This is a genomic window from Brevundimonas sp. 'scallop', assembly GCF_011045535.1.
In the GTDB taxonomy this organism is placed as follows: domain Bacteria; phylum Pseudomonadota; class Alphaproteobacteria; order Caulobacterales; family Caulobacteraceae; genus Brevundimonas; species Brevundimonas vesicularis.
In genome coordinates this window covers 2,274,676-2,297,749 of record NZ_CP039382.1, presented here as the reverse complement: position 1 = coordinate 2,297,749, position 23,074 = coordinate 2,274,676, and the positions used below count along the sequence as shown (strand labels likewise).

The window sequence follows — 23,074 nt, the reverse complement described above, 5'->3', positions numbered from 1 at the left end:
TTCAGTGCGTCGCGAAACGACCGGGCGCAGTCGTATCTGACGCGATCGGAGCGTTCGATTTGTCGAGATACTTCGATAGGGTGGCGACCAGGGCGGGCAACTGCAGCGGCTTGGCCAGGTGGTCGTCCATGCCGGCGTCGCGACACAACTGGATCTGATCCGGCTGAACATTGGCGGACAGGGCGATGATCGGCAGTCGGCGTCCGCCGCCCTGCTCGATACGGCGAATCTCGCGCGTCGCTGTCAGGCCGTCCATGACCGGCATCTGCATATCCATCAGGACGAGATCGTAGACTTCGGACTGCACCGCATGCACCGCCTCGGCTCCATCGGTGGCGGTGGCGACCTCCAGTCCCATGCCGACAAGGATGACGCTGATCAGTTCGCGGTTGGCTGGGGCGTCGTCGGCGATCAGCACGCGGCCCTCGGGCATGACGCTGAGGCACGGCCCTTCGGCCTCCAATCCGCCCTCGGCGATGTGCAGGGGGACAGTCACCTTGAACGTCGATCCCAGGCCGGGCTGGCTCGTGACGACGATATCGCCGTCCATCGCCCGCGCCAGCCGCCGCGAGATCGCCAGCCCAAGGCCGGTGCCCCCGTAGAGCCGGGTCGTCGACCGATCCGCCTGCGAGAAGCGTTCGAACAGATGGGCTTGGGTCTGAGGGCTCATGCCGATGCCGGTATCGGTCACCTCGGCCGTCAGACGCCATGCGCCGTTCGCCTCCAAGGCCCCGCCGACCGACAGGCTGACCGAGCCCTGGCTGGTGAACTTCACCGCATTGCCCAGCAGGTTGAGCAGGATCTGTCGAAGACGGGCCTGGTCGCCCATCAGGCGATCCGGCATGTCCGGCGACAAGTTGACGTGCAGCGCCAGACCTTTGGCCAGACACTGGGCCTCCATCATCTGGACTGTCTCGTGCGCCAGGGCGGCTGGATCGAACCGCTGGGGTTCCAGCTCGATCATGCCAGCTTCGAGCTTGGAATAGTCCAGCACGTCGTTGATGACCGACAGCAGGGCCTCGCTAGCCGTGGCGATGCGCGCGACATAGCCCTTCTCGGCCTCGGGCAAGGCCTCGCTGGCCTTCAGCAGGTTGGAAAAGCCGATGACGCTGGTCAGAGGCGTGCGCAGTTCGTGGCTCATGTTCGCCAGGAACTCGCTCTTGGCGGCCGCCGCCGCCTCCGCCCGGTCGCGCGCGGTGACCAGTTCGTCGGCCAGGATCTTGCGATCCGTCATATCACGGATGACCACCACCACCTCCGACGGCTTGCCCGTTTCGGCAGCGAGGGCGCGGAAGGTGCATTCGACCCAGACGATCGAACCGTCTCGATGAAGGGCGCGGTGCTCCAGCCGGCACGGCTCTTTGGTGTGGATGGTGCCCAGCACGGCCCGGGTCACCATTTCCCGATCGTCGGGATGGACATAGTCCATTGGCCGGCCGTTCATCTCTTCGGTGGTCCAGCCGAGCAGGCTTTCGATCGCCGGCGAGATGTACTTGCTGGTGCCGTCCGGGCGAACGCGGGTGATCACATCGCCTACGTTTTCGGCTAACAGCCGATAGCGCGCCTCGTCACGCTGAGCGCGGGCGATCTGGGCCTGCTGGTCCGTGATGTCCTGAAACACGCCGTAAAGGACCTTCACGACCCCGGCGTCGTCACGTTCGGCGCGCGCCTGGGTCAGAACCGCACGCTCCTCGCCATCGGCGCGGATCAACCGAAGACGCATTTTGTAGCCATCGCCAGTTTCGGCCGAATGCGCGATCGCCGCCAACAATCCGGGCCTATCGTCGGGATGATAGCGGTCGATGGCCGAATCGACCTGCGGATCGAAGGTCTTGCGATCCAGACCGTGGATGCGGAACACTTCGTCGGACCAGTGGACCTTGCCGCTGGCCAGCTCCAACCGCCAATGACCGACGCCGGCCATGTTTTCGATCAGCTCCAGCGTGCCGTGGCGCTCATCGCTGACGCGACCGACTTCCAGCGACGCGATGATGTCTTCGGCCATGGCGCCCAAGGTTCGCAGCGTCGCGATCTGGGCGTCGGAAGGGTGAGGGCGAGGTTGGCGATCCATGACGCCGAACGCGCCCAGCGGCCGACCGTCCGGGCCGCAGATCGTCACGCCGGCGTAGAAACGCAGATTATAGGGGGCCGCCACCAGAAAATGATTGCGCGCTGCGGGGTCCGCCAGACCGTCTTCGACCACCAGGACGGCCCCTTTGCCCTGGCGCTGCAGACGGTCGCCGAGGGTGCGTTCGCGCGGCAGGCTTCGAACAAGTTCACGATCGCTGCACCAGAGGACGGCGTTGTCGCCGCTGACCAGGGTGACGACGGCGGCGGGCGCATCGAAAACAGTGCAGGCCAGTTCCGTAAGGCGTTGGAACGGACCAGCGGGGGCGTCCAGGGCTTCCAGGCTCTTGGCGATGTAAGGCACGACCGAACTCCAACGACCGGTCAAAGTGACCTAAAATCAGAGAATTCTTCGTTACCGACCGCTTCCGCCGCTACGCTTTAATCGCCAGCCTAGGCGTGGTCTAAGCCAACCCATGAAACGCCTTCTTCTCGCAGTCAGTCTTGTTGCGCTTTCCGGTTGCAATGCCGGTCGGTCGGCGATGGGCGGCGCCGAACAGGTCGGGGCAGGCTTCGCGGCGGCGGCGACGGCGCCGCTGGAAGACTTCAACCTGCGTCGTCAGATGATCCCGACGGTGCTGCTTCAGGCCGAAGCCAATCCCTACGATCTGCGCAATCTGAATCAGTGCACGACCATCGGCGCAGAGGTCGCACGGTTGGACGAGGCGCTGGGACCCGACACGGACGAACCGCCGCGTCAGGACGGCTCCTATCTCAGCGAGCGGGCGGCGGATGCGGCGGCCAGGGCGGCGCTGAACGCCATTCGTGACACGACGACCGACTTTATTCCCGGCCGAAACTGGATTCGTCGACTGAGCGGCGCCGAACAGCACTCAAAGCACGTTCAATCGGCCATCCAGTCCGGCCGGATGCGCCGCGCCTTCCTGAAGGGGATGGGCATGCAGCGGAACTGCGCGCCGCCGGCGGCGCCCAGCTGGTTCAGACCGCATCCCTAGGCGTCAGCCGTTCGACGTGTGGCGGGCGTGGAAGTCGCGCCTGAACTGTTCGAACCGACCCTCGGAAATCGCCGCACGCATGGCCGCCGTCAACGCCTGATAAAAGGCGATGTTGTGCCAGCTCAGCAGCACCTTCCCGAGGATTTCGTCGGCGCGGATCAGGTGGTGCAGATAGGCCTTCGAATACGACGATGATGGGCCGTCGATGGTCGGGTCCAGCGCGTCCTGATCCTCGGCGAAGCGGGCGTTCTTCAGGTTGAGCGGGCCATCCCAGGTCCAGGCCTGACCGTGACGGCCGGCGCGGGTCGGCAGGACGCAGTCGAACATGTCCACGCCGCGATACACCGCCTCGACCAGGTCGACCGGCTTGCCCACGCCCATCAGATAGCGCGGACGGTCGGCCGGCAGCATTTCGGGCGCATAGTTCAGCACCTCGCACATGGCTTGGTGGCCTTCGCCGACCGCCAGGCCGCCGATGGCGTAGCCGTCGAAGCCGATTTCTTGCAGTTGCTCCGATGACTGGCGTCGCAAGTCCTCGAAGGTGGATCCCTGCTGGATGCCGAACAGGGCCTGGTTTTCACGCTCGCCGAACCGGGCCTTGGACCGCGCACCCCAGCGGATCGACAGCTCCATCGCCTTTCTGGCTGCGTCCTTCTCGGCCGGATAGGCGACGCACTGGTCCAACTGCATCGAGATGTCGGCGCCAATCCGGTCGGCCTGGATTTCGATCGACCGCTCGGGCGTCAGAACGTGTTTGGAGCCGTCGATGTGGCTGGAGAAGGTCACGGCCTCCTCCTTGACCTTGGAGATGCCGGCCAGGGACATGACCTGGAACCCGCCGCTGTCGGTCAGAATCGGCTTGTCCCAGCCCATGAACCTGTGAAGCCCGCCCAGACGCTCCATCCGTTCGGGGCCGGGGCGCAGCATCAGGTGATAGGTGTTGCCCAGCAGGATGTCGGCGCCGGTCGCCTTGACCTGATCCACCGTCATGGCCTTGACCGTGGCGGCGGTGCCGACCGGCATGAAGGCGGGGGTGCGGATGTCGCCGCGCGATGTCTTCAGCATCCCGGTGCGGGCGCGGCCCTCGGTGGCGGAAATCTGGAAGGGGAAAGGCATTCAGGCGATCAGTCGTTCAAGCTGTTCGACGCGCGCCAGATCCTTGGGGCGGCCGAACAGGCGATACAGGGCGATGTGGTCCCGGATGTCCGGGACGAACAGGGGCGTGTCCTCGACGAAGACGCGGCGGCGCGAGCCGAAGGCGACCGGGGTCCAGTCGCCGCCGTCGCGGGTCTCCAGATCGGCCATGATCTCGACCAAGATCGGCTGATCCGGCGCGCGCCCGAAAACGGCGGAGCGGAACAGACCTTCGCCCGGATCGGGTATCACCACGCCGCCCAGCGCGCCCAGCAGGCTGCGCGCATCCCGCGGCGCGCACAGCACGTCGATGTCGGGCACATGGATGTCGGTCAGACCATAGAGCGCCATCGCCGCCCCGCCGAAGATCCACCACGGCTCGCGCAGATCGCGCGCGGCCTCGCCGACGGCGATCAGGCCGTCTTGAAGATCATGCGGAAGGTCGTCGGGTGACACGGGGCGGGCTCGATTTCGTCAGGAGGCGGCATTTAGGCGTTCCGGTCGCGATTGACCACCCGATCACCATCCCAGCGACGCCTCGCCGCGCAGGATGGCCTCGGCCTGGGAGGTGTGCTTGCCGCCGTCGCGGTCGTGCAGGATCAGCGGCGGCAGCAGACGCAGCGGCGCGCGCCCGGTCTTTATGGCGTGCACCAGCACCCGCTTGGCCGGCTCGTCCGCGAAGGGATGGATGGGCCGCACGGCGAACGACCCTGCCTTTTCGCCCAGTAGAGCCAGCAGATCAGCCAGTCGGTCGGCGCGGTGAACGACCACGATGCGTCCGCCTTCCTTCACCGCCTTCAGCAGGAAATCGGTCCACGCCTTCAACCCGTCGTCGGCCATCCAGGCGCCCCGCTTGCCCTCGGCCGGGGCGCGCAACGCCGTGGCGTCATCGAAGAACGGCGGATTGGATATGGCCCAGTCGGCCTGCTCCACGCCCAGGGCCCGAAACCCCGCCGCCACGTCGCCCTGACGAATCATAGCTGATCCAGCTGCGCCATTCAGCGTCGCGTTCTCGGTCGCCAGCGCCGCCATCGCCGGATCGCGCTCCACGCCCGTCAGGGTCACGCCCGGCCGTCGCGCCGCGATCTGCATAAGGACCGCGCCCGCTCCGCAGCCCGCCTCGATCAGGCTCTGGCCCGCCTCGGCCGGGACCGCCGCCGCCAGCAAAGCCGCATCCATCCCGGCGCGATAGCCGCGCGCGGGCTGACGCAAGCGCACCCGGCCGTTCAACAGGCCGTTCTCGACGATCGTCGTCGGCAGGGTTTCGACCGGCTCCAAGCCTCAATCTCCTTGACCCTCAAGGGGCCGAACATCATTGTGCGCCGCAACTCGCGGGGGCAAGCCGGCCCGGCCGCAAAAAGCCATTCCCGCGGCCCGCCGCGCCAGTGAAAGAGTATTCGTTTGGACGTCGCCATCGCCGCCGCTCACCGCCCGAAGGGGGACGTCAACGCCCTTGTGCGGCTGGCTGAGGTCGATATGGCGGCCGTGGACTCGCTGATCCTGGATCGGATGCAGTCCGACGTGCCGATCATTCCGAAACTGGCCGAACATCTGGTGTCGGCGGGCGGAAAGCGTCTGCGCCCCCTGATGACCGTCGCCGCGGCGCGCGCCGTGGGCGCGACCGACGATATCCTCGCGCCGCGCAAACTGGCGGCTGCGGTCGAGTTCATCCACACCGCTACCTTGCTGCATGACGACATCGTCGATGCATCCGAACTGCGTCGCGGCAAGGTCGCGGCCCACCTGATCTGGGGCGCGCCCACCAGCGTCCTGGTCGGAGACTTCCTGTTCGCCCGCGCCTTCGAACTGATGGTCGAGACGGATTCGATGCGCGCCCTGGGCATTCTGGCCGAGGCGTCACGGGTGATCTCCGAGGGCGAAGTGCTGCAGCTGACGCGCGCCCACGACCTCAATCTGGACCAGGCCACCTATCTGCAAATCATCTCGGCCAAGACCGCCGAACTGTTCGCCGCGGCCGCCGAGGCGGGCGCGGTGGGCGCCGGGGCCGATCCGGCAGCGATCAAAGCCCTGCGCGACTATGGCATGGCGTTGGGCATCGCCTTCCAACTGGCCGACGACGCCCTGGACTACGGCGCGACGGCCGAGGCCCTTGGCAAAAACGCCGGCGACGATTTCAACGAGGGCAAGGCGACCTTGCCGCTGCTTCTGGCGGTCGCCCGCACGCGCGGCCGCGAGGAAGCCTTCTGGGAACGCACCGTGACCAAGGGCGAGCGGACCCCCGAAGATTTCACCCGCGCGCGCGAACTCATCATCGGCTCGGGCGCCATCGGCGCGACCCTGGACCTGGCTGGCGACTATGCCGATCAGGCCAAGGCCGCCCTGTCGGTCCTGCCGTCCAGCGACTGGCGCGCCGCGCTGGAAGACCTGGCCGATTTCGCGGTGTCGCGCGCCGCTTGACCGAGACTGCGGATACGCTCGACCAACAGGTCCGCACCGCCGACCTCGACCGCTGGCTGTCCAGCCGCCTGGTCGCGGACGACCGCGCCCGCGCCGACCTGATCACGCTGTATGCCTTTGAAGCCGAGCTGATGAGCATCCCAACGCGCGTGACCCAGCCGCTCCTGGCCGAGATGCGCTACACCTGGTGGGCGGAACAGATGGACGGCGTCTTCGCCGGCGTGCCGCGCAAGGGCCATCCGGTGCTGGAGTCCCTGACTGAACTTGTCGCGCGTCACGGCCTGGACCGCGCGCGGTTCGACGCCTTGATCGACGCCCACATCGGCCGGGTGCGCGAACAGCCGCACGATCTGGACGCCTTCTACGTCGGCCCGATGCAGGTTGCGACGCGCGTGCTGGCAGGGCAGGGGCATGACGCCGCCGTTACCGATGCGGCCCGCGTCTGGGGGCTGACGCAGACCGGCCGGCGCCAGGAGGCGGCGTCCCTGAGAGCTGTCGCTAATAAGGCGCTGAAACGCCTGCCGCCTGCCGGTTTCCCGGCCGTAGCTCACACCGCCCTGACCGATCCGGACCGGCCGGAGCCGCTGAAGCGGCTGCGCCTGCTTTGGTCCGTGCTGCGCGGCCGGATCTGACCTAGCCGTTCAAGCCGGCGATCAAGCGGGTCAGCAGGGCATTCAGCGTTTTTTGATGCTCTCTCGACAGGCCGCTCAAGGCCTCTTTGGCCGTCTCCTGGTGGCTGGGCATGATCGTCTCGATCAGGTCGAAACCCTTGTCCGTGAGACGGACCAGGGTCGCCCGTCGGTCGCTTGGATGCGGGCGCCGCTCGACCCAGCCCGCCTTTTCCAGCCGGTCGATCCGCGCGGTCATGCCGCCAGACGACATCATCGCTGCCTCGAATAGCGCCGTCGGCGTCAGGCCCTCGCGTTCGCCCGATCGGCGCAGCGTCGCCAGCACATCGAACTCGCCGTGCTGCAAACCATAGCGCGCAAACAGCGGCGTCTGGCGCTCGCGGATCACCAGTTGCGATGCCTCGTTCAGGCGTCCCAGCACCTCCATCGGCAGCATGTCCAGGTCGGGGCGTTGCACGGCCCATTGGGCGGCGGCGCGAGAAGCTCTATCGGGCATGGTTATCTTGACATCGAGATACTTGAGGTCGAGAGACTAGCGCGATTTTCAGTCGGAGTCCCCACCATGACCGCACGATCTGACGCCACGCCCGCGCGCGGCGCTTCGCTGCTGTTGCTGGCGGCCATCGTCGCCCTGGCGCTGAATCTGCGGCCGGCGATGGCGGCGGTGGGGCCGCTGCTGGATCTGATCGAGCGCGCGACGGGCATGGGTTCGACCGCCGCCAGCCTGCTGACCACCTTGCCCGTGCTGATGATCGGTCTGGGCGCCCTGTCGATCCGCCCGCTGCGTCGGCGGTTGGGCGAGCGGCGCGGGATCTTGCTGGGCGCGCTTCTGATCGGCGGGGCCTGCCTGGTGCGGGTGGTGCTCACCGGCGCGACCGGCCTGATCGCCAGCGCCGTGGTCGTCGGCGTCGGCGTCGCCTTGATCCAGGCCTTGGCGCCGGTCGTCATCAAACGGGCATTTCCGTTGCAGTTCGGCACGGTCATGGCGCTCTACACCACCGGCATCATGGGCGGCGCCGCCGTCGCGGCGGCCACAGCGGCCGGTCTGGCCGAGACGATCGGCTGGGCCGGGACGCTGGCGCTGTGGAGCGCGCCGGCCTTTGTCGCAGCATTGGTCTGGCTGGCGGCGTCACGCGACCCCGCAGCCGAAGAGCCGAACCGCGCCGCAGTGGTCGAGGCGACGGACCCGGAGCTGCCTTTCTGGCGTCAGGGGCGGGCGTGGCGGCTGATCCTGATCATGGGCCTGGGGACCTCGGCCTATACATTGATGCTGGCCTGGCTGCCGCCCTTCTATATCGACCTCGGCCAGCCGAGGGCGACGGCCGGCTATCTGCTCAGCGGCATGACGGCTGCGGAGGTGACGGCCGGCCTGCTGGTGTCCCTGACCATCGGCCGCTTCCCGGATCGGCGCGGACCAATCCTGACGGCGCTGGTGCTGGCCCTGGCCGGTTTGGCCGGGCTCCTGGTCGCGCCCCTCAACATGGCCGTGCCGATCGTGATCGTTTTGGGCCTTGGCATCGGCGCGATCTTCCCGCTCAGCTTGATCCTGGCGATGGATCAGATCGACGATCCCGCGCGGTCCGGCGATCTGCTCGCCTTCGTCCAGGGCGGCGGTTACATCATCGCCAGCCTGTCGCCGCTGGGCGCCGGCCTGCTGCGCGACCACATGGCCGACCTTACCCAGGCCTGGGTGCTGATGGGCGTGGGCGTCATCCTGCTGGGGGTGATGACGCTGGGGTTCCGGCCGGGCCTGTCCAAGCTGCGCTGAGCGACCCGGCCCTCAGAAATCAGCCCGCGTCGCGCCAAGCCTTCAGACTTTCCATCGCCCGGAGGCTCATCAGGCGCTTCTTGGCGCGGCCGCGTTCCTTGAGCGGGATCTTGACGCCGGCTTCGTCGACCTTGGGCGCTTCCAGCGGCGGCAGTAGGCCGTAGTTGATGTTCATCGGCTGGAACTTCGATCCTGCCAGATGCCCCCCGGTGATGTGCTCGACCAGGGCGCCCATGGCGGTCTCGGGCGGCGGCGGGGCCAGGTCGCGACCCAGCGCTTGCGCGGCGGCGAGGCGGCCGGTCAGCAGGCCCATGGCGGCGCTCTCGACATAGCCTTCCACCCCCGTCACCTGTCCGGCGAAGCGCAGGCGCGGCATGGCCTTCAGCCGCAGTTGCTTATCCAGCAACTGGGGACTGTTCAGATAGGTGTTCCGGTGCAGACCGCCCAGGCGCGCGAACTGGGCGTTCTGAAGCCCCGGGATCATGCGGAAGACCTCGGCCTGCGCCCCGTGCTTCAGCTTGGTCTGGAAGCCGACCATGTTGAACAAAGTGCCCAGCGCATTGTCCTGGCGAAGCTGGACGATGGCGTAGGCCTTGACCAGCGGGTCGCGCGGATTGGTCAGGCCGACCGGCTTCATCGGGCCGTGCCGCAGGGTCTCGCGACCACGCTCGGCCATGACCTCGATGGGCAGGCAGCCGTCGAAATAGGGGACGTGCTCCCACTCCTTGAACTCAGCCTTGGGACCACTCAGCAGGGCGTCGATGAAGGCCTCGTACTGCGCCTTGTCCATCGGGCAGTTGACGTAGGCGGCGGCGTCGCCGCCCGGACCTTCCTTGTCATAGCGCGACTGACGCCACGCGATGTCGAAGTCGATCGAGTCGGCGTGAACGATGGGGGCGATGGCGTCGAAGAAGCTCAAGGACTCTTCGCCCGTCGCCTTCAGGATGGCGTCGGCCAGGGCGGGGGAGGTCAGGGGGCCGGTGGCGACGATGACATTGTCCCACGCCTGCGGCGGCAGGCCGGCGATCTCTTCGCGCACGATGGTGACCAAGGGGTGGGCGGTCAGTTTGGCGGTCACCGCCTGGGAGAAGGCGTCGCGGTCCACAGCCAGGGCGCCGCCGGCCGGCACCTGATTGATGTCGCCGCAGGCCATGATGATCGAATCCAGCGCCCGCATCTCGGCGTGCAGCAGGCCGACCGCATTGAACTGCCAGTCGTCCGAGCGGAAGGAGTTGGAGCAGACCAGCTCGGCCAGGCCATCGGTGTGGTGGGCGTCAGTCTTGACGCCAGGCACGCCGCGCATCTCGTGCAGGACGACGGGCACGCCGGCCTGGGCGATCTGCCAGGCGGCCTCGGAGCCGGCCAGGCCGCCGCCGATGACGTGGATGAGGGAAGGAGAGGGGGAAGCGCTCATCGCGGCCTTCTAGCGGGCGGGTGGCGCGGTGTCATGGCCCCCTGCTATATCCGCAGCCGGTCATCGGGGGCGTGGATTGAGCGAGCATCGGATTTTGCGACTGGGCGAGACGCTGTCGGCGGCGGTTCGCGCCTTGCCTCGCCTGTGGCGCGGGGCTTGCGGCGCGATCGTGCTGGCGGCCGTGGTCTGGAGCCCCAAGCCGCTGGCGGCGGGCGCAGCGGGCCTGATCTGGGCGGCGTGCGCCCTGGCCTCGACCCTGGTGCTGGCGGGCGCGCTGGCGCGGATCGCCAACACGGACGATCTGGCCGGGGCGCGACGCCTGGGCCTTGGGCCGGTTGGGCTGCAGTTCGGACGACCGGAGGTGCGGCTGCTGGGCGCGGGCCTGCTGTGCGCGATCTTTCTCGCCATGATCCTGTCGGTCGTGGCCCTGGTCCTGTTGGCCGTGTTCGGCATGGCCGAGTTGAACGCCCAGGCCATCGAGATGCGCCAGTGGAGCGCGGTGGGGCCTGCGTGGAAGCTGACCCTGCTGGCGGTCGTCACGGCCTTCGCCCTGTTCGCCGTCATCGCCTTCGCGGTGCGCCTGTCCCTGTTCGCGCCGGCGACGGTCGGACGCGGGCAGATGGTGTCGCTGCAGAGCATGAGCATCGCGCGCGGCGGCTTCTGGTCCCTGCTGGTTGGGCTTGTCCTTACGGCGGCGCCGAAGATCGCGCTGGTGTTGCTGTGGGGCGCGGGCCTTATGTCTGGCACGGCGGGCTGGATCGTCTTCGCCGTCGTGCTGACAGGCTTGCAGGCTCCGCTGACGATGGCTTTTGTGGGCGCCGCCTATCGCCGGTTAGACGCTTAGGCTCATCGGCGCTGCCCAATCGACCTTCGGCCATTGGCGCGATCTTCTCAATCATTGCCGCTTGACGGATCTGAGGCAATGCAGGCTAGCTGGCTTGCAACTGGAGATCGTCATGCTACTGGCCGCCTTGATGACAGGGTTCCTCGTGCAGGACGCCCAGCCGGCATATCCCGCCACACCTCAACAGTTCGAAGGTCGGCGGTCCGGCTTCGTGCAAGGCACGCTCAATGTCGCCATAGGTGAGCGGGCGACGCTGCGTCGCAACGCAAATGGAACCTACGACCTGATCAAGGTCGACCGCATCGATATTGGCGATGTCCTGCCGCCCGCCGAGGGTTCACGTGGGCCGCTGAATGAGGCGGCGTCCGGTACGATAAGGTTTGGACTGCACGCGCGCCGGGATGTGGGTTCGGTGCTGAAGGTCGAGAATAGTCAGGGCGAGGGCCTGAAGTATTCCGGCTTCATCGTCAGATATGTGGGCGGGCAGGCACGGGGGCCTGCCGAAACCTCAGTCTGCACCGTGCCCGCGGGGATGGTCAGCTACGAACGTTGGAACGAGCCCGTCATCCAGATCGTAGTCGGCGGATTGCAGACTTCGGAAGACGCCGTGCCGACGTGCCCTCCTCACGTCGAGCAATCATCGGGCACGTCGTCATCGCCGCCAACAGTCAGGCCGTCTTGAGTTTGTCCGAAACCGAATAGGCCGCCTCGGTTTTGGCGGCGACTTCGTCGAGGGTGACGCCGTCGGCCAGTTCGATCAGCTCGAGGCCCGCGCCGTCCGGCTTGACGTCGAAGGTGGCCAGGTCGGTGATGATGCGGCTGACGACGCCGGTGCCGGTCAGGGGCAGACTACATTCCTTCAAGACCTTGGACTGGCCGTGCTTGTTGGCGTGTTCCATGACGACGACCACGCGTTTGACGCCCGCAACCAAGTCCATGGCGCCGCCCATGCCCTTCACCAGCTTGCCGGGGATCATCCAGTTGGCGATGTCGCCGTTCTGGGCCACTTCCATCGCACCCAAGATCGACAGGTTGATATGGCCGCCGCGGATCATGGCGAAGCTGTCGGCGCTGGAGAAGTAGGACGACTCCGGGATCTCGGTAATCGTCTGCTTGCCGGCGTTGATCAGGTCGGGGTCCTCGTCGCCCTCATAGGGGAAGGGCCCCATGCCCAGCATGCCGTTCTCGGATTGCAGGGTCACGGTCATGCCGGCGGGGATATAGTTGGCGACCAGGGTCGGGATGCCGATGCCCAGGTTCACATAGAAGCCGTCCTGCAGTTCCTGTGCGGCGCGTTCGGCGAGTTGTTCGCGGGTGCGGGGCATGATCAGACCTCCGATCCGGCGGCGGCGCCGGCGGCACGTTGACGGACGGTGCGCTGTTCGATGCGCTTTTCGGACACGGTCTGGACCAGGCGGTCGACGTAGACGCCCGGCGTGTGGATGTGGTCGGGATCCAGCGAGCCGACGGGGACGATCTCTTCGACCTCGACGACCGTGACCTTGCCGGCCGTGGCCATCATGGGGTTGAAGTTGCGGGCGGTCTTGCGGAACACCAGGTTGCCGCGCTCGTCGGCCTTCCAGGCCTTGACGATGGACAGGTCGGCGATCAGGCCGGTCTCCATGACGTAGTCGCGGCCGTTGAAGTTGCGGACTTCCTTGCCCTCGGCGACCAGGGTGCCGACGCCGGTGGCGGTGAAGAAGGCGGGGATGCCGGCGCCGCCGGCGCGGATGCGCTCGGCCAGGGTGCCTTGCGGGTTGAACTCAAGCTCCAGCTCGCCGGCGAGATACTGGCGCTCGAACTCCTTGTTCTCGCCGACATAAGAACTGATCATCTTGGCGATCTGGCGGGTGCCCAGCAGTTGGCCCAGGCCGAAGCCGTCGACACCGGCGTTGTTGGAGATGACCGTCAGGCCCTTGACCCCGCTGTCGCGCAGGGCGGCGATCAGGTTCTCGGGGATGCCGCACAGGCCGAAACCGCCGGACATGACCGTCATGCCGTCGAAGGTCAGGCCCTCCAGCGCGGACGTGACGTCAGCATAGATCTTTCCCATCGCTCTCCCTTTTTTCACTGCCTGATGAATATCGGCTTTTGACCACGCCTAACGCGGGGGCGGGCGGGGGGCAAGACGCGGCGTCGATGCGACGCGGCGATTTCAGACGGTGAAGGCGAAAAACAGAGTCTAATTCGTCTAATTCGTCTGAAACGACGCCGAGCCCGGTTCGAAAAAGAGGGTGCAATTGGTGCACTTTCTTCGGAATCGGCCGGCGCGGGAGGCGGATGTCGGCATCCTTGGGGTTGCGTTCAAGAGGGCGAAGGCATCCATCGGGGTCGAGGCGTCGTATTGCCGTCAAGCCTGCAGCAAGATCCGACGATCGAGGACGCCGATGAACCTGACCAATGTCGCCATTCGCCAGCTTCAGGACGCGCCGTTCCCGGACTTCGTGACGCGTCCGGCGATCGACAGCCTGGTGACGGAGGCCAGAAAGCGTCTGGATCGCGACGGCCCGCATGACGAGGCGGCCTTTGCGCGCGAAATGGCCCAGCGCGCCATCGCCGAACATACGGATGCGGCGAACCAGCAGCATTACGAACTGCCGCCCGAGTTTTTCCAGCTGTGCCTGGGCAAGCGGCTGAAATACTCCTGCTGCCTCTATCCCACGGGCCGCGAGACGCTGGATCAGGCGGAAGAAGCGGCGCTGGCCGAGACCTGCGCCCATGCCGATCTGAAGGACGGTCAGACGATTCTGGAGATGGGCTGCGGCTGGGGCTCGCTGTCGCTGTGGATGGCCGAGACCTATCCGAATTCGAAGATCACGGCGGTGTCGAACAGCCACGGCCAGCGCGGCCATATCGAAGCCCAGGCGGCGGCGCGGGGGCTGACCAATCTGACGGTCATCACCCAGAACATGAACGCCTTCGACACCGAGCAGCGCTTCGACCGCATCGTCTCGGTGGAGATGTTCGAGCATATGGCCAACTGGCGCGCCCTGCTGACCAAGGCGAGAAACTGGCTGACGCCGGACGGGCGGATGTTCATCCACGTCTTCACGCACCGCGACGCGCCCTATCGGTTCGACCATACCGACAGCGGCGACTTCATCGCGCAACACTTTTTCACCGGCGGGGTCATGCCCAGCCACGGCCTGATCCGACAGTTTCCGGACCTGTTCGCGGTCGAGCAGGAATGGACCTGGAACGGCGGTCACTATGCGAAGACCGCCAACGATTGGCTGGCGAACATGGACCGGAACGCCGCGCGTATCGCGGTGTTGATGCGTGAGACCTATGGAGACGACGCCAAACTTTGGACCCGTCGCTGGCGGCGGTTCTATCTGGCGACGGCCGGTCTGTTCGGAAACGACGAAGGCCGCACCTGGGCGGTCAGCCACTATCGACTGAAGCCGGCTTAAGGGAGACGAGGATGATCAAATATGTCGCGGCCTATCTCGGGGCCGGCCTGACCTTTGCAGCCATCGATTTCGTCTGGCTGACCACCATGACGAACCGGCTGTACAAGCCCGTCATCGGGCCGATCATGGCCGACAAGCCGGACACGAAGGCGGCGGTGGCCTTCTATCTGATCTCCATCGCCGGGACCGTGTTCCTGGCGATCGCGCCGGCCCTGAAGGAAGGGAACTGGACGCGGGCGGCGATCAACGGGGCGGTGCTGGGCTTCGTCGCCTACGCCACCTACGACCTGACCAATCAGGCGACGCTGGCGGTGTGGCAGACCAAGCTGACGATCATCGACCTGATCTGGGGCACGACCCTGACGATGCTGTCGGCGACCGGCGGCTATTTCGCCGCGCGCTGGGCCGAGGGCCGTTTCGGCTAAGCAGCCCGGCTGAGCCCGCGCTTGCGATTGCAGTCGCGCGTGTCTAAAGCTCGCGCCAGGGTTGATCGCGGGGGCGACAGTTGGGGGATGGCAGGCACCGATTGATGTCGGCGCGCGGCGCGGCCGATGCGGGCTGGGTCTATGGCGCGCATGTCGCCCGCTATGTCTCGCCGCTGCTGCTCTATCCGGTTCTGACGCGACGCCTGGGGCTGGAAGGGTTCGGGGTATTCGCCTCGGCCATCGCCCTGGCCTTGGTGGTGTCGGTGGTCGTGGATTATGGGCAGTCGCTCTCGGGGCCGCGCGACATCGCCGGAGCTGTCGAAGGGCGCGGCGTCCTGGTCGGTCAGGCCCTGGCGATGCGCGGCGTGCTGATCCTGCCCGCCGCTGCCGTCGGCTTCGGCCTGGCGGCCTTGAATCCGGTTCTGGAAGGGGCGAGCGGCGTCGTGGCGATGGCGGTCGTGCTGGGGATCGGGCAGGGGGCCGGCCTGCTGTGGTTCTTTCAGGGTATTCGCGATCCCGGTCCGGCGGCGATGCTGGAGGTTGGCTTCGCTTTAGCCGCGACGGGGGTCGTTCTGGCCATGCCCGGCCTGAGCGTCGGCGGCGTGATGGCCGTCCAGGCGGGAGGCGTCTGGGCCGGATGGGTCGCGACGGGCATCCTGTTGTTGCGACGGCAGACGATTCAGGCGCCGGAACGGGGCTTTGTGCGACGCGTCCTGATCCAGGGCGGGCCGCTGTTCGCCAGTCGAGCGGTCATCGTCGCCTATACGGGGGCGGGCGTTCTGGTTGTCGCGGCGCTGGCCGGGCCGGCGCAGGCGGCGCTTTACGGGGCGGCGGACCGGCTGGTTTCGGCGTCCGGGTCGATGATGCGACCGCTGGCGGGTCTGATTGCGCCCCGGATCGCCGGACTGCTGGGACAGGATCAGGCGGCGGCGTTTCGCACGGCGCGGTGGACGCTGGCCGCATCGACGGGGGCGTTCGTGCTGCTGGCGGCGGGACTGACGCTGGCGGCGCCGCTGCTGATCAGACTGTTGTTCGGGCCGGGGTTTGCGGGCGCCGTCGAGGTGCTGCGTCTTCTGGTCTGGGTGCTGCCGCTGGTGGCCGTCAGCCAGGTGCTGGGGCTGCATCTGATGAACCCGCTGCGGATGGATGGACGGTTCGCGCTGATCGTGGCGCTGGGCTGTGTCGCGACCCTGGGCCCGGCGGTGGTGTTGGCGCCCGGCCTTGGCGCGGCCGGCATGGCGGGCGCGCGGATCATCGGCGAGGCGGTGGTGGTCGCGGCCTGCCTGATCGGCCTGAGGGCGCACTGGGGGGCGTTGTTCCAGACCGGCAGGAGGCGCGATGTCCCGGCGATATGACTGGCTGATCGTCGGCGCCGGTTTCACCGGGGCGGTGGTCGCCGAACGGCTGGCGCGCGGGCTGGATCAGAGCGTGCTGGTGATCGACCGGCGCGACCACGTCGGCGGCAATGCGCACGACCGACGCGATGCGGGCGGGCGGCTGATCCATCCGTATGGTCCGCACGTGTTCCACACCAACAGTGCGCGTATCTTCGCCTATCTGAGCCGGTTTACGGCGTGGCGGCCCTATGCCCATCGGGTCCAAGGGCTGCTCGACGGGCGACAGGTGCCGCTGCCGTTCAATCTGGATTCGATCGAGACGCTGTTTCCCGCCGCGATGGCCAAGCGGATGACGCAGGCCCTGGTCCAGCGTTTCGGTTTCGGAGCGCGGCCCAGCATCCATGACCTGCGACAGGCGGGGGACGATCCGGATCTGAGGCGGCTGGGTGACTATGTCTTCAACAAGGTGTTCGCCGGATACACCGCCAAACAGTGGGGTTTGCCGGTCGAGGTGCTGGACGCCTCGGTCACCGCACGGGTGCCGATCGCGGTCAGCCGGGACGACCGCTATTTCGTCGACCGCTATCAGGCCATGCCGCGCGACGGCTATGGGGCGCTGTTCCAGCGGATGCTGGATCATCCCAACATCACGGTGTCGGTGAATACGCCGATGGATCAGGTCGAAGCGGGGTCGTGGGACCGGATGGTCTATTGCGGCGCGCTGGACGACTATTTCGGCCGGTCCGTCGGGGCCTTGCCCTATCGCAGCGTGCGGTTCGACCATCGGGTCGTGGATGCCGATGAGGGGCTGCCGGTCGGGACGGTCAACTATCCCAACGATTTCGACTTCACGCGCATCACCGATTTCCGCCACCTGACCGGCGAGAGCGGTCCGACGACGGCGACGGTGACCGAATATCCGATGGCTTATGAGGCGGGCGTGAACGACCCCTATTATCCGATCCTGACGGAGGCGTCGCGCGCGTTGGCGGTGCAGTATCGCGCGATGGCGGCGACGCTTGCGGGCAAGGTGTGGTTCGCCGGACGGCTGGCCGATTTTCAGTATTACAACATGGACCAGGCGGTCGGGCGGGCGCTGAGCCTGGTCGAGAAGTCGTTGGCGCCGGCCATCGCTCGGATGGCGGCATGAGCACGTCGGTTTGGGCGGTGGTGGTGACGTGGAACCGGCGCGCCCTGCTGGAGCAATGCCTGGCGCACCTGATCGCCCAAACGCGGCATTGCGACGGGGTGGTGGTGGTCGACAACGCCAGCGACGACGGCACCGCCGAGATGCTGGCCGACGCCTGGGCGGGGCAGGCGATGGTGGTGCGGATGCCGGTCAACACCGGCGGGGCGGGCGGCTTCAACGCCGGCATCCGCGCGGCCATCGAGGCCGGGGCCGATCGGGTGTGGCTGATGGACGACGACGTGCTGCCGGCGCCGGATGCGCTGGAGGCCTTGCTGGCGGCGGAAGCGGGGCTGGCGGACGAGGGCGTCGTTCCGGCCTTCCTGTGTTCCAGCGTGAGGTCGCCTGAGGGGCATCTCACCAACACGCCCGAGATCGATCGGCGCGAGAATGCACTGGGCTATCCGGCCTGGGGCGAGCGGCTGGAGCAGGGGATGGCGCCGGTGCGGCAGGCGACGTTCGTGTCGGTCCTGGTCAGCCGGGCGGCGGTGATGCGGCACGGCCTGCCGTTGGCGCCCATGTTCATCTGGGGCGACGATACGGAATATACGCTGCGGCTGTCGCGCGACGAGCCGGGCTATCTGGTCGCGGCCAGCCGAGTCGAGCATGTGCGCGCGGCGCCGGGACGGCTGACCATCGAGACTGAGCCGGATGCGCGGCGCGAACGGCTGCATCGCTATCTGACGCGCAACGTCATCCTGGCCAAGCGGCGGCACGAGGGACGGCGCTCGGCGCTGCGCTATGCTGCGTCGCGGCTGAGGCTGGCGGGTCGGCTGGCCCTGAACGGACGCTGGCGAAAGGCCGGGGTGCTGGTCGCCGGAGTTGTGGACGGGGCGCGGTTCGATCCCGAGGTCGAGCATTGCAGGCCGTCCTGAGCGCATCGCGGCGCGGAACCCTGCGGTGGTCGCAGGTGCGCGCGGCCTATGAGCGGGTAGCTTTGGGCTTGCTGGGCCTGGGCGTGACCTTGCCGCTCTTTCTGACGCCGGGGCAGGTCAGCGGGCCGCGGCTGGGGGATCTGGCGCTGGCGGTTGCTGTGCCGTTGGCGGCTGTGACGTGGCGAGGCATAGCGCCGGTTCTGAGGGCGGCTTGCGTGGTTGCGGCGGGCTTTCTGGCGATGACGCTGCTGGTGCAGGTCGCGCAGGGCGGCGATCGGCTGAACGTCGGGGATGCGGCCTTCTGGTTTCGGTGGATCGCCTCAGCGCTGGCGGCACCGGCGGCGGCGAGCCTGATCCTGAGAGACAAGCGACGGCGGCGGCTGTTCCTCTGGGCTGTGCTGGCGGGCGCGGCGTGTCACCTGGCCACCTACGGGCTGGCGATGCTGGTCGGGCTGGAGTCTTTGCAGGCCCTGGGGCTGGCGTCGCCGCGTGCGATGGTGACCACGACGGCCGCACAAGTGCGCCTGACGACCCTGGCCGAGCATCCAAATGCGGCGATGGCGATGATCGGACTGGCGGTCCCGGCAGGCGTGATGCTGGCGGGACGGCGCTGGGCGCGGGGCGCGAAGACGTGGGGCGGCGTCGGCGTGGCGGCGCTGGGGTTCGTCAGCACCCTGTCGCGGGGCGGCATGATGGCGGCTGTGCTGGCGGGGCTGGCGAGGATGGTCGTCGGTTGGCGCTGGCGCGAGCAGGTTCGGCCGCTGGGGATGGTGCTGGCGATCTGCGTGCTGGCGGCGGTTGCGGTGGCTTTGCAGGCGGGGCGGTTCGACCTCGATGGCGGCCGGTTTGCTGGACGGTTCGACAGGATGGCGCTGCAGGACAATCTGGCCGGGCGGATGCTGACCTGGCGGCGGACGGTGGATCTGGTCGTGGAGCGGCCGACGGGAACGGGCTGGTCGTCGGCGGACGAGATGGGGGCGTTTCGGGCGCTGTCGGTCAGCCACAACGGCTATCTGTTCACGGCGCGGACGGCGGGCGTGGTGAGCGCGCTGGTGCTTCTGGGGCTGCATCTGGCGTCGGCGGCGCGGCTGGACGCGCTGACGCCGCTGTCGATCTATGTGCTGGCGGCGATGTTCGGGGAGGACCTGACGCAGGGGGCGGGGATGGTCTTCCTGTGCTGTCTGGTGGGCGCCCTAGCGTGGCGAAGGTCGCTAGCGCCGTGAGGGTGCTGATCGTCAACACCCTGTATCCGCCGGCGCAGGTCGGCGGGGCGGAACGCAGCGTGGCGTAGTTGGCCCAAGGGCTGAGGCGGGCGGGTGCCGAGGCGTCGGTGCTGACGCTGACGCCGGGACGCGAGACGGTAAAGGAGCGGATCGACGGCGTGCCCGTGCAGCGTCTGCCGTTGCGAAATCTGTACTGGCCTTATGACGGCGCGCGGCGGTCGGCGGTTCGGCGGGCGGTTTGGCATGGGCTGGAGGCGGCCAATCCGCTGATGGATCAGGCGGTGGATCTGGCGGTGGCGCGGGTGCGGCCGGATCTGATCCATCTGCACCTGGCGATGGGGTTTTCGCTGTCGATCTATCGCGCGGCGGCGCGGCGGGATCTGCCGCTGGTGCAGACGCTGAGGGACTGGTCGATGCTGTGCGCGCGGGCGTCGCTGTTTCGACGCGGACGACGTTGCGAGCGGCGGTGTGGGTCGTGCGTGTTGCTGACGGGGGCCAAGCGGGCGCGGTCGCAACGGGTCGATCATGTCATCGGCCTGAGCGGGCCTGTGCTGGAGATGCATCGGACGGCCGGCCATTTTCGACGGACGCCGGGGTCGGTGATCGGCAATGCGGCAGGTGCGGCGGCGATCGCGCTGAAACCATCGCTGTTCGAGGCGCCGATGATGCGGTTCGGGTTTCTGGGGCGGGTCGAGCCGGAAAAGGGGATCGAGGTTCTACTGGCGGCGACGAGAAGGTTGGACGGCGACTGGACACTGAATATCGGCGGGCGGGGGAAGGCGGACTACGTGCAGGCGTTGAGGCGGGCTTATGATGATCCGCGAATCGTCTGGCTGGGGCAGGTGGAGGCGGAGGCGTTCTGGCCCAAGGTGGATGTGCTGGTTGCGCCGGCGGTGTGGGCCGAGCCGTTCGGACGCAGCGTCGTGGAGGCGGTTCATCAGGGACGGGGCGTGATCGCATCGCGCATCGGCGGCTTGCCGGAGGCGGCGCAGGGGGCGGGCATGTCAGCTTTGATCGAACCGCAGGATGCAGGCGCGCTGACGGCGGCGATGCAAGCGGCTGTGGACCAGCCGGAACGCTGGCGTTTCGCGACGGTCGGTGCGCCGGCCTGGACCGAGGCGTCGATCGTCGAGGCGCACAGGGCCGTCTATCGTCAGGTGCTGAGCAGAAGGTCTTCGATGGTTTCGGCCGAGCAGGACCAGGCGTAACGGTCGGCGCGGCGAAGGCCCGCGTCGCGGCGAGCGACATCCGGTCGGCTGAGCATCTCAGCCATATGGGCGGCCAGGGCTGCGTCGTCGGCAGGGTCGAAATAGAGGGCGGCGTCGGCGCAGACCTCGCGCGTGGCGGGGATGTCGGAGGCGATGACCGGACAGCCGAGGGTCATCGCCTCCAGCGGCGGGATGCCGAAGCCTTCGTAGAGGCTGGGAAAGACCAGGGCGCGCGCGCCGCCGAGCAGGGCGGCGATCTCTGCGTCCGAGCGACGGCCGGCGAAGATCAGGCGCGGGTCGGCCGGAAAGGTGGAACGGTCGAAGACAGCGGGTCGGTCGCCGATGAGGACCAGCCGAACGGCGGGGTCTGCAAGATGGGACAGGGCGTGGATGGCGACGGCGAGATTCTTGTTCGGCGTCAGATTACCCAAGGCCACGAAGTAGGGACGGGGCGTCAGGACTAGGCTTTCGATGACGGCGGGGTCCGGCGTGATGTTGCGAAGATGGTCGGCGCTATTCGGGGCGACGGCGATGCTGTTGGCGACAGGTTCAGGACCGAGGCCAACTCGCGCCGGGAGAACTCGGAGACGGTCGCCAACCGCGCCCGGCGCGCCAGGATTCTGTTCAGGGCGCGGTGGAAGGCGGCGTAGCCTTTTCGGAAATGCTCAGGATGACGAAAGACGGCGGCGTCGTGGATGACGACGATGTGCCGCCGGTGCAGCACCGGACCCGAACCCCCTAACGAAAGCAGCCGGCCATGGCGCGCGGTCCAGGCCAGGGCGGTCTGTTCCCAAAGATGGCCGCCCGCGCGCTCTATCTTGCGGGTCGGGATGTTGAGCAGGTTCAGGTTCTCGGCGCCGGGGGGCGTCAGTAGGACGTAACGCTCGGCCGCGCCGGGGCGCTGGTCAAGGGCGCGGACGATCTGACGCGCATAGCGCTGAACCCCGCTCATCGGCTGGGTCAGGAAGCGGCCGTTGATGAAGATGGGCTCAGCCACCCAGGCGTCGGCGAGCGAAGGCGTCGCGGTAGATTTGGACGGTCTGTTCGGCCATGCGTGAGGCGGACAGCAGGCCCGGCGCAATTGGCAGGGCAACGACGCGGCTGGCCAGCGCGGTGCGCATCGCCTCGGCCAGATGATCGGGCGAGGCGTCGACGGGCAGGCGGTCGATGCGCGCGCCGGCCTGGATCAGACGCCCGATCCCGCCGACGTCGGTGCAGACGATCGGCAGGCCCAGGGCGGCCGCCTCGATCATGGCGTAGGAATCGGCCTCGTAACGGCTGGTAAGAGCAAAAAGATCAAAGCCCGGCATCAAAGGCCCGGCATCGCGTGCGCCCAGCAGACGTAGGGCGTCGCCGGCGGCGGTCCTGACCGACGGGGCCAGGTCGCCATCGCCGATCATGACGCCGGTGATGCGCGGATCGATGGCGTTCGCCCGGCGGACGGCGTGGGCGAATCGAACGGGGTCTTTCTGGGTGCAGAACCGGCCGACGAAGCCGACGACCAGAGCGTTGTCGGGAACACGCATGACCTGGCGGGCTGAAAGACGATCGTTGGCGGGCGGCGCGGCCAGGCCGTTGGGGACGATGTGCAAGCGGTTTCCGCCGAGCCCCCAGCGACGGGCGATGGCGGCCTCTTCCTCAGAGACGGCGATGATGGCGTCGCCGGATCGGGCCAACAGCGCCTCGGCCACGCCGGCGCTGATCTTCGTCAAGCTGGCCGGGCCCATCATCGGCAGGGCGTGAGGGGTGTAGATCTTGGCGGCGCCGGGCGCGTGGGCCAGGCGGACCAGGGCGCCGGCCTTGGCGCTGTGGCCGTGAACGATCTCGAACGGGCCGAGGCGGGCGATCAGGCGATTCAGGGTGTGAAGGGCGGCGACGTCCCACGGTCCGACGCTGCGTCGCATCGGCAGACGTTCATCGGCGTGGAGGGGAAGGGCGGCGACCGCGGCCGGAAACCAGGGCTCTGCGCGGCTTGGCGACCAGATCAGGGACACCTGATGGCCGCTTCCGATCAGGGCGCGGGCCAGATCGACCACATGACGCCCCGAGCCGCCGCCGGACGGCTCGATGACCAGAAGAATGCGCAATGTCGTCCCCCGACGATGGCTCAGTCGCGC

Annotated in this window: 25 protein-coding genes; 14 read left to right on the top strand and 11 right to left on the bottom strand. The window is 67.7% G+C overall.

The window, feature by feature from the left end:
• Position 1 precedes the first annotated feature (1 nt).
• Complete coding sequence (locus tag E4341_RS11530) at positions 2 to 2,431, bottom strand: PAS domain-containing protein (protein WP_165117395.1); 2,430 nt, start codon at positions 2,429 to 2,431, stop codon at positions 2 to 4.
• 112 nt (positions 2,432 to 2,543) lie between these two features.
• Between E4341_RS11530 and E4341_RS11525 the strand changes: the two genes are divergently transcribed.
• Positions 2,544 to 3,083, top strand: coding sequence for a hypothetical protein (locus E4341_RS11525; RefSeq protein WP_153923226.1), 540 nt, complete (start codon positions 2,544 to 2,546; stop codon positions 3,081 to 3,083).
• 3 nt (positions 3,084 to 3,086) lie between these two features.
• On the opposite strand, the gene tgt is transcribed toward E4341_RS11525, so the two are convergent.
• The 3 genes from tgt to E4341_RS11510 form a co-directional block, all read right to left on the bottom strand.
• On the bottom strand, positions 3,087 to 4,199 hold the full coding sequence (tgt, locus tag E4341_RS11520; protein WP_165117393.1) for a tRNA guanosine(34) transglycosylase Tgt: 1,113 nt from the start codon (positions 4,197 to 4,199) through the stop codon (positions 3,087 to 3,089).
• Positions 4,200 to 4,673 (bottom strand): hypothetical protein, encoded by a 474-nt coding sequence (locus tag E4341_RS11515; RefSeq protein ID WP_165117391.1) that lies wholly within the window; start codon positions 4,671 to 4,673, stop codon positions 4,200 to 4,202.
• A 63-nt stretch (positions 4,674 to 4,736) separates the two neighbouring features.
• A complete protein-coding gene (locus E4341_RS11510; RefSeq protein ID WP_165117389.1) occupies positions 4,737 to 5,495 on the bottom strand; it encodes a tRNA1(Val) (adenine(37)-N6)-methyltransferase in 759 nt (252 codons plus the stop codon).
• A gap of 198 nt (positions 5,496 to 5,693) precedes the next feature.
• On the opposite strand from E4341_RS11510, the gene E4341_RS11505 reads away from it, so the two are divergent.
• Positions 5,694 to 6,635 carry a polyprenyl synthetase family protein gene (locus tag E4341_RS11505; RefSeq protein WP_240893672.1) on the top strand — a complete coding sequence of 314 codons (942 nt, stop codon included), beginning with the start codon at positions 5,694 to 5,696 and terminating at the stop codon, positions 6,633 to 6,635.
• A complete protein-coding gene (locus tag E4341_RS11500; protein ID WP_165117385.1) occupies positions 6,632 to 7,267 on the top strand; it encodes a squalene/phytoene synthase family protein in 636 nt (211 codons plus the stop codon). The genes E4341_RS11505 and E4341_RS11500 overlap by 4 nt, the downstream gene beginning before the upstream one ends.
• Before the next feature lies 1 nt (position 7,268).
• Here the strand turns inward: E4341_RS11500 and E4341_RS11495 are convergent, their stop codons facing one another.
• Positions 7,269 to 7,760 carry a MarR family winged helix-turn-helix transcriptional regulator gene (locus tag E4341_RS11495; RefSeq protein ID WP_165117383.1) on the bottom strand — a complete coding sequence of 164 codons (492 nt, stop codon included), beginning with the start codon at positions 7,758 to 7,760 and terminating at the stop codon, positions 7,269 to 7,271.
• Between the two features lie 66 nt (positions 7,761 to 7,826).
• On the opposite strand from E4341_RS11495, the gene E4341_RS11490 reads away from it, so the two are divergent.
• A complete protein-coding gene (locus E4341_RS11490; RefSeq protein ID WP_205751282.1) occupies positions 7,827 to 9,032 on the top strand; it encodes an MFS transporter in 1,206 nt (401 codons plus the stop codon).
• A gap of 19 nt (positions 9,033 to 9,051) precedes the next feature.
• Here E4341_RS11490 and trmFO read toward each other — a convergent pair whose 3' ends face one another.
• Positions 9,052 to 10,446, bottom strand: a complete 1,395-nt coding sequence (trmFO, locus tag E4341_RS11485) for a methylenetetrahydrofolate--tRNA-(uracil(54)-C(5))-methyltransferase (FADH(2)-oxidizing) TrmFO (protein ID WP_165117381.1) — start codon at positions 10,444 to 10,446, stop codon at positions 9,052 to 9,054.
• A gap of 76 nt (positions 10,447 to 10,522) precedes the next feature.
• Between trmFO and E4341_RS11480 the strand changes: the two genes are divergently transcribed.
• Both E4341_RS11480 and E4341_RS11475 read left to right on the top strand, forming a co-directional pair.
• The gene (locus E4341_RS11480) at positions 10,523 to 11,290 is read left to right on the top strand and encodes a hypothetical protein (protein WP_165117379.1); all 768 of its coding nucleotides are present in this window, start codon (positions 10,523 to 10,525) and stop codon (positions 11,288 to 11,290) included.
• Positions 11,291 to 11,384: 94 nt separating this feature from the next.
• Positions 11,385 to 11,972: a hypothetical protein gene (locus E4341_RS11475; RefSeq protein WP_165117377.1), complete on the top strand. Its 588-nt coding sequence runs from the start codon at positions 11,385 to 11,387 to the stop codon at positions 11,970 to 11,972.
• Here E4341_RS11475 and E4341_RS11470 read toward each other — a convergent pair.
• Together E4341_RS11470 and E4341_RS11465 are read right to left on the bottom strand one after the other, a co-directional pair.
• Entirely contained in the window at positions 11,959 to 12,615 is a 657-nt protein-coding gene (locus E4341_RS11470) for a 3-oxoacid CoA-transferase subunit B (protein WP_165117375.1), read from the bottom strand. The two genes, E4341_RS11475 and E4341_RS11470, sit on opposite strands and share 14 nt — an antisense overlap.
• A 2-nt stretch (positions 12,616 to 12,617) precedes the next feature.
• Complete coding sequence (locus E4341_RS11465; RefSeq protein WP_165117373.1) at positions 12,618 to 13,343, bottom strand: CoA transferase subunit A; 726 nt, start codon at positions 13,341 to 13,343, stop codon at positions 12,618 to 12,620.
• A gap of 334 nt (positions 13,344 to 13,677) precedes the next feature.
• Between E4341_RS11465 and E4341_RS11460 the strand changes: the two genes are divergently transcribed.
• From E4341_RS11460 to E4341_RS11425, 8 genes are all read left to right on the top strand, one after another.
• A complete protein-coding gene (locus E4341_RS11460; RefSeq protein WP_165117371.1) occupies positions 13,678 to 14,703 on the top strand; it encodes a cyclopropane-fatty-acyl-phospholipid synthase family protein in 1,026 nt (341 codons plus the stop codon).
• Between the two features lie 11 nt (positions 14,704 to 14,714).
• Positions 14,715 to 15,128, top strand: coding sequence for a DUF2177 family protein (locus E4341_RS11455; protein ID WP_165117369.1), 414 nt, complete (start codon positions 14,715 to 14,717; stop codon positions 15,126 to 15,128).
• A 104-nt stretch (positions 15,129 to 15,232) separates the two neighbouring features.
• Entirely contained in the window at positions 15,233 to 16,483 is a 1,251-nt protein-coding gene (locus E4341_RS11450) for an oligosaccharide flippase family protein (RefSeq protein ID WP_165117367.1), read from the top strand.
• The gene (gene glf / locus E4341_RS11445; protein WP_165117365.1) at positions 16,467 to 17,615 is read left to right on the top strand and encodes a UDP-galactopyranose mutase; all 1,149 of its coding nucleotides are present in this window, start codon (positions 16,467 to 16,469) and stop codon (positions 17,613 to 17,615) included. Before E4341_RS11450 ends, glf begins: the two co-directional genes overlap by 17 nt.
• Entirely contained in the window at positions 17,612 to 18,526 is a 915-nt protein-coding gene (locus E4341_RS11440) for a glycosyltransferase family 2 protein (protein WP_165117363.1), read from the top strand. The genes glf and E4341_RS11440 overlap by 4 nt, the downstream gene beginning before the upstream one ends.
• Before the next feature lie 35 nt (positions 18,527 to 18,561).
• The gene (locus E4341_RS11435; protein ID WP_165117361.1) at positions 18,562 to 19,749 is read left to right on the top strand and encodes an O-antigen ligase; all 1,188 of its coding nucleotides are present in this window, start codon (positions 18,562 to 18,564) and stop codon (positions 19,747 to 19,749) included.
• A complete protein-coding gene (locus E4341_RS15720) occupies positions 19,725 to 19,817 on the top strand; it encodes a glycosyltransferase family 4 protein (RefSeq protein WP_165117359.1) in 93 nt (30 codons plus the stop codon). Before E4341_RS11435 ends, E4341_RS15720 begins: the two co-directional genes overlap by 25 nt.
• A 39-nt stretch (positions 19,818 to 19,856) precedes the next feature.
• Positions 19,857 to 20,957, top strand: a complete 1,101-nt coding sequence (locus tag E4341_RS11425) for a glycosyltransferase (protein WP_165117357.1) — start codon at positions 19,857 to 19,859, stop codon at positions 20,955 to 20,957.
• Here E4341_RS11425 and E4341_RS15445 read toward each other — a convergent pair.
• From E4341_RS15445 to E4341_RS11415, 3 genes are read right to left on the bottom strand one after another with little or no spacing between them, the layout of a single operon-like run.
• Entirely contained in the window at positions 20,903 to 21,394 is a 492-nt protein-coding gene (locus tag E4341_RS15445; protein WP_205751281.1) for a glycosyltransferase, read from the bottom strand. The genes E4341_RS11425 and E4341_RS15445 overlap by 55 nt on opposite strands.
• Positions 21,395 to 21,417: 23 nt before the next feature.
• Complete coding sequence (locus tag E4341_RS15440; RefSeq protein ID WP_205751280.1) at positions 21,418 to 21,954, bottom strand: hypothetical protein; 537 nt, start codon at positions 21,952 to 21,954, stop codon at positions 21,418 to 21,420.
• Entirely contained in the window at positions 21,947 to 23,044 is a 1,098-nt protein-coding gene (locus tag E4341_RS11415; RefSeq protein ID WP_165117355.1) for a glycosyltransferase family 4 protein, read from the bottom strand. The genes E4341_RS15440 and E4341_RS11415 overlap by 8 nt, the downstream gene beginning before the upstream one ends.
• Positions 23,045 to 23,074: the final 30 nt, after the last annotated feature.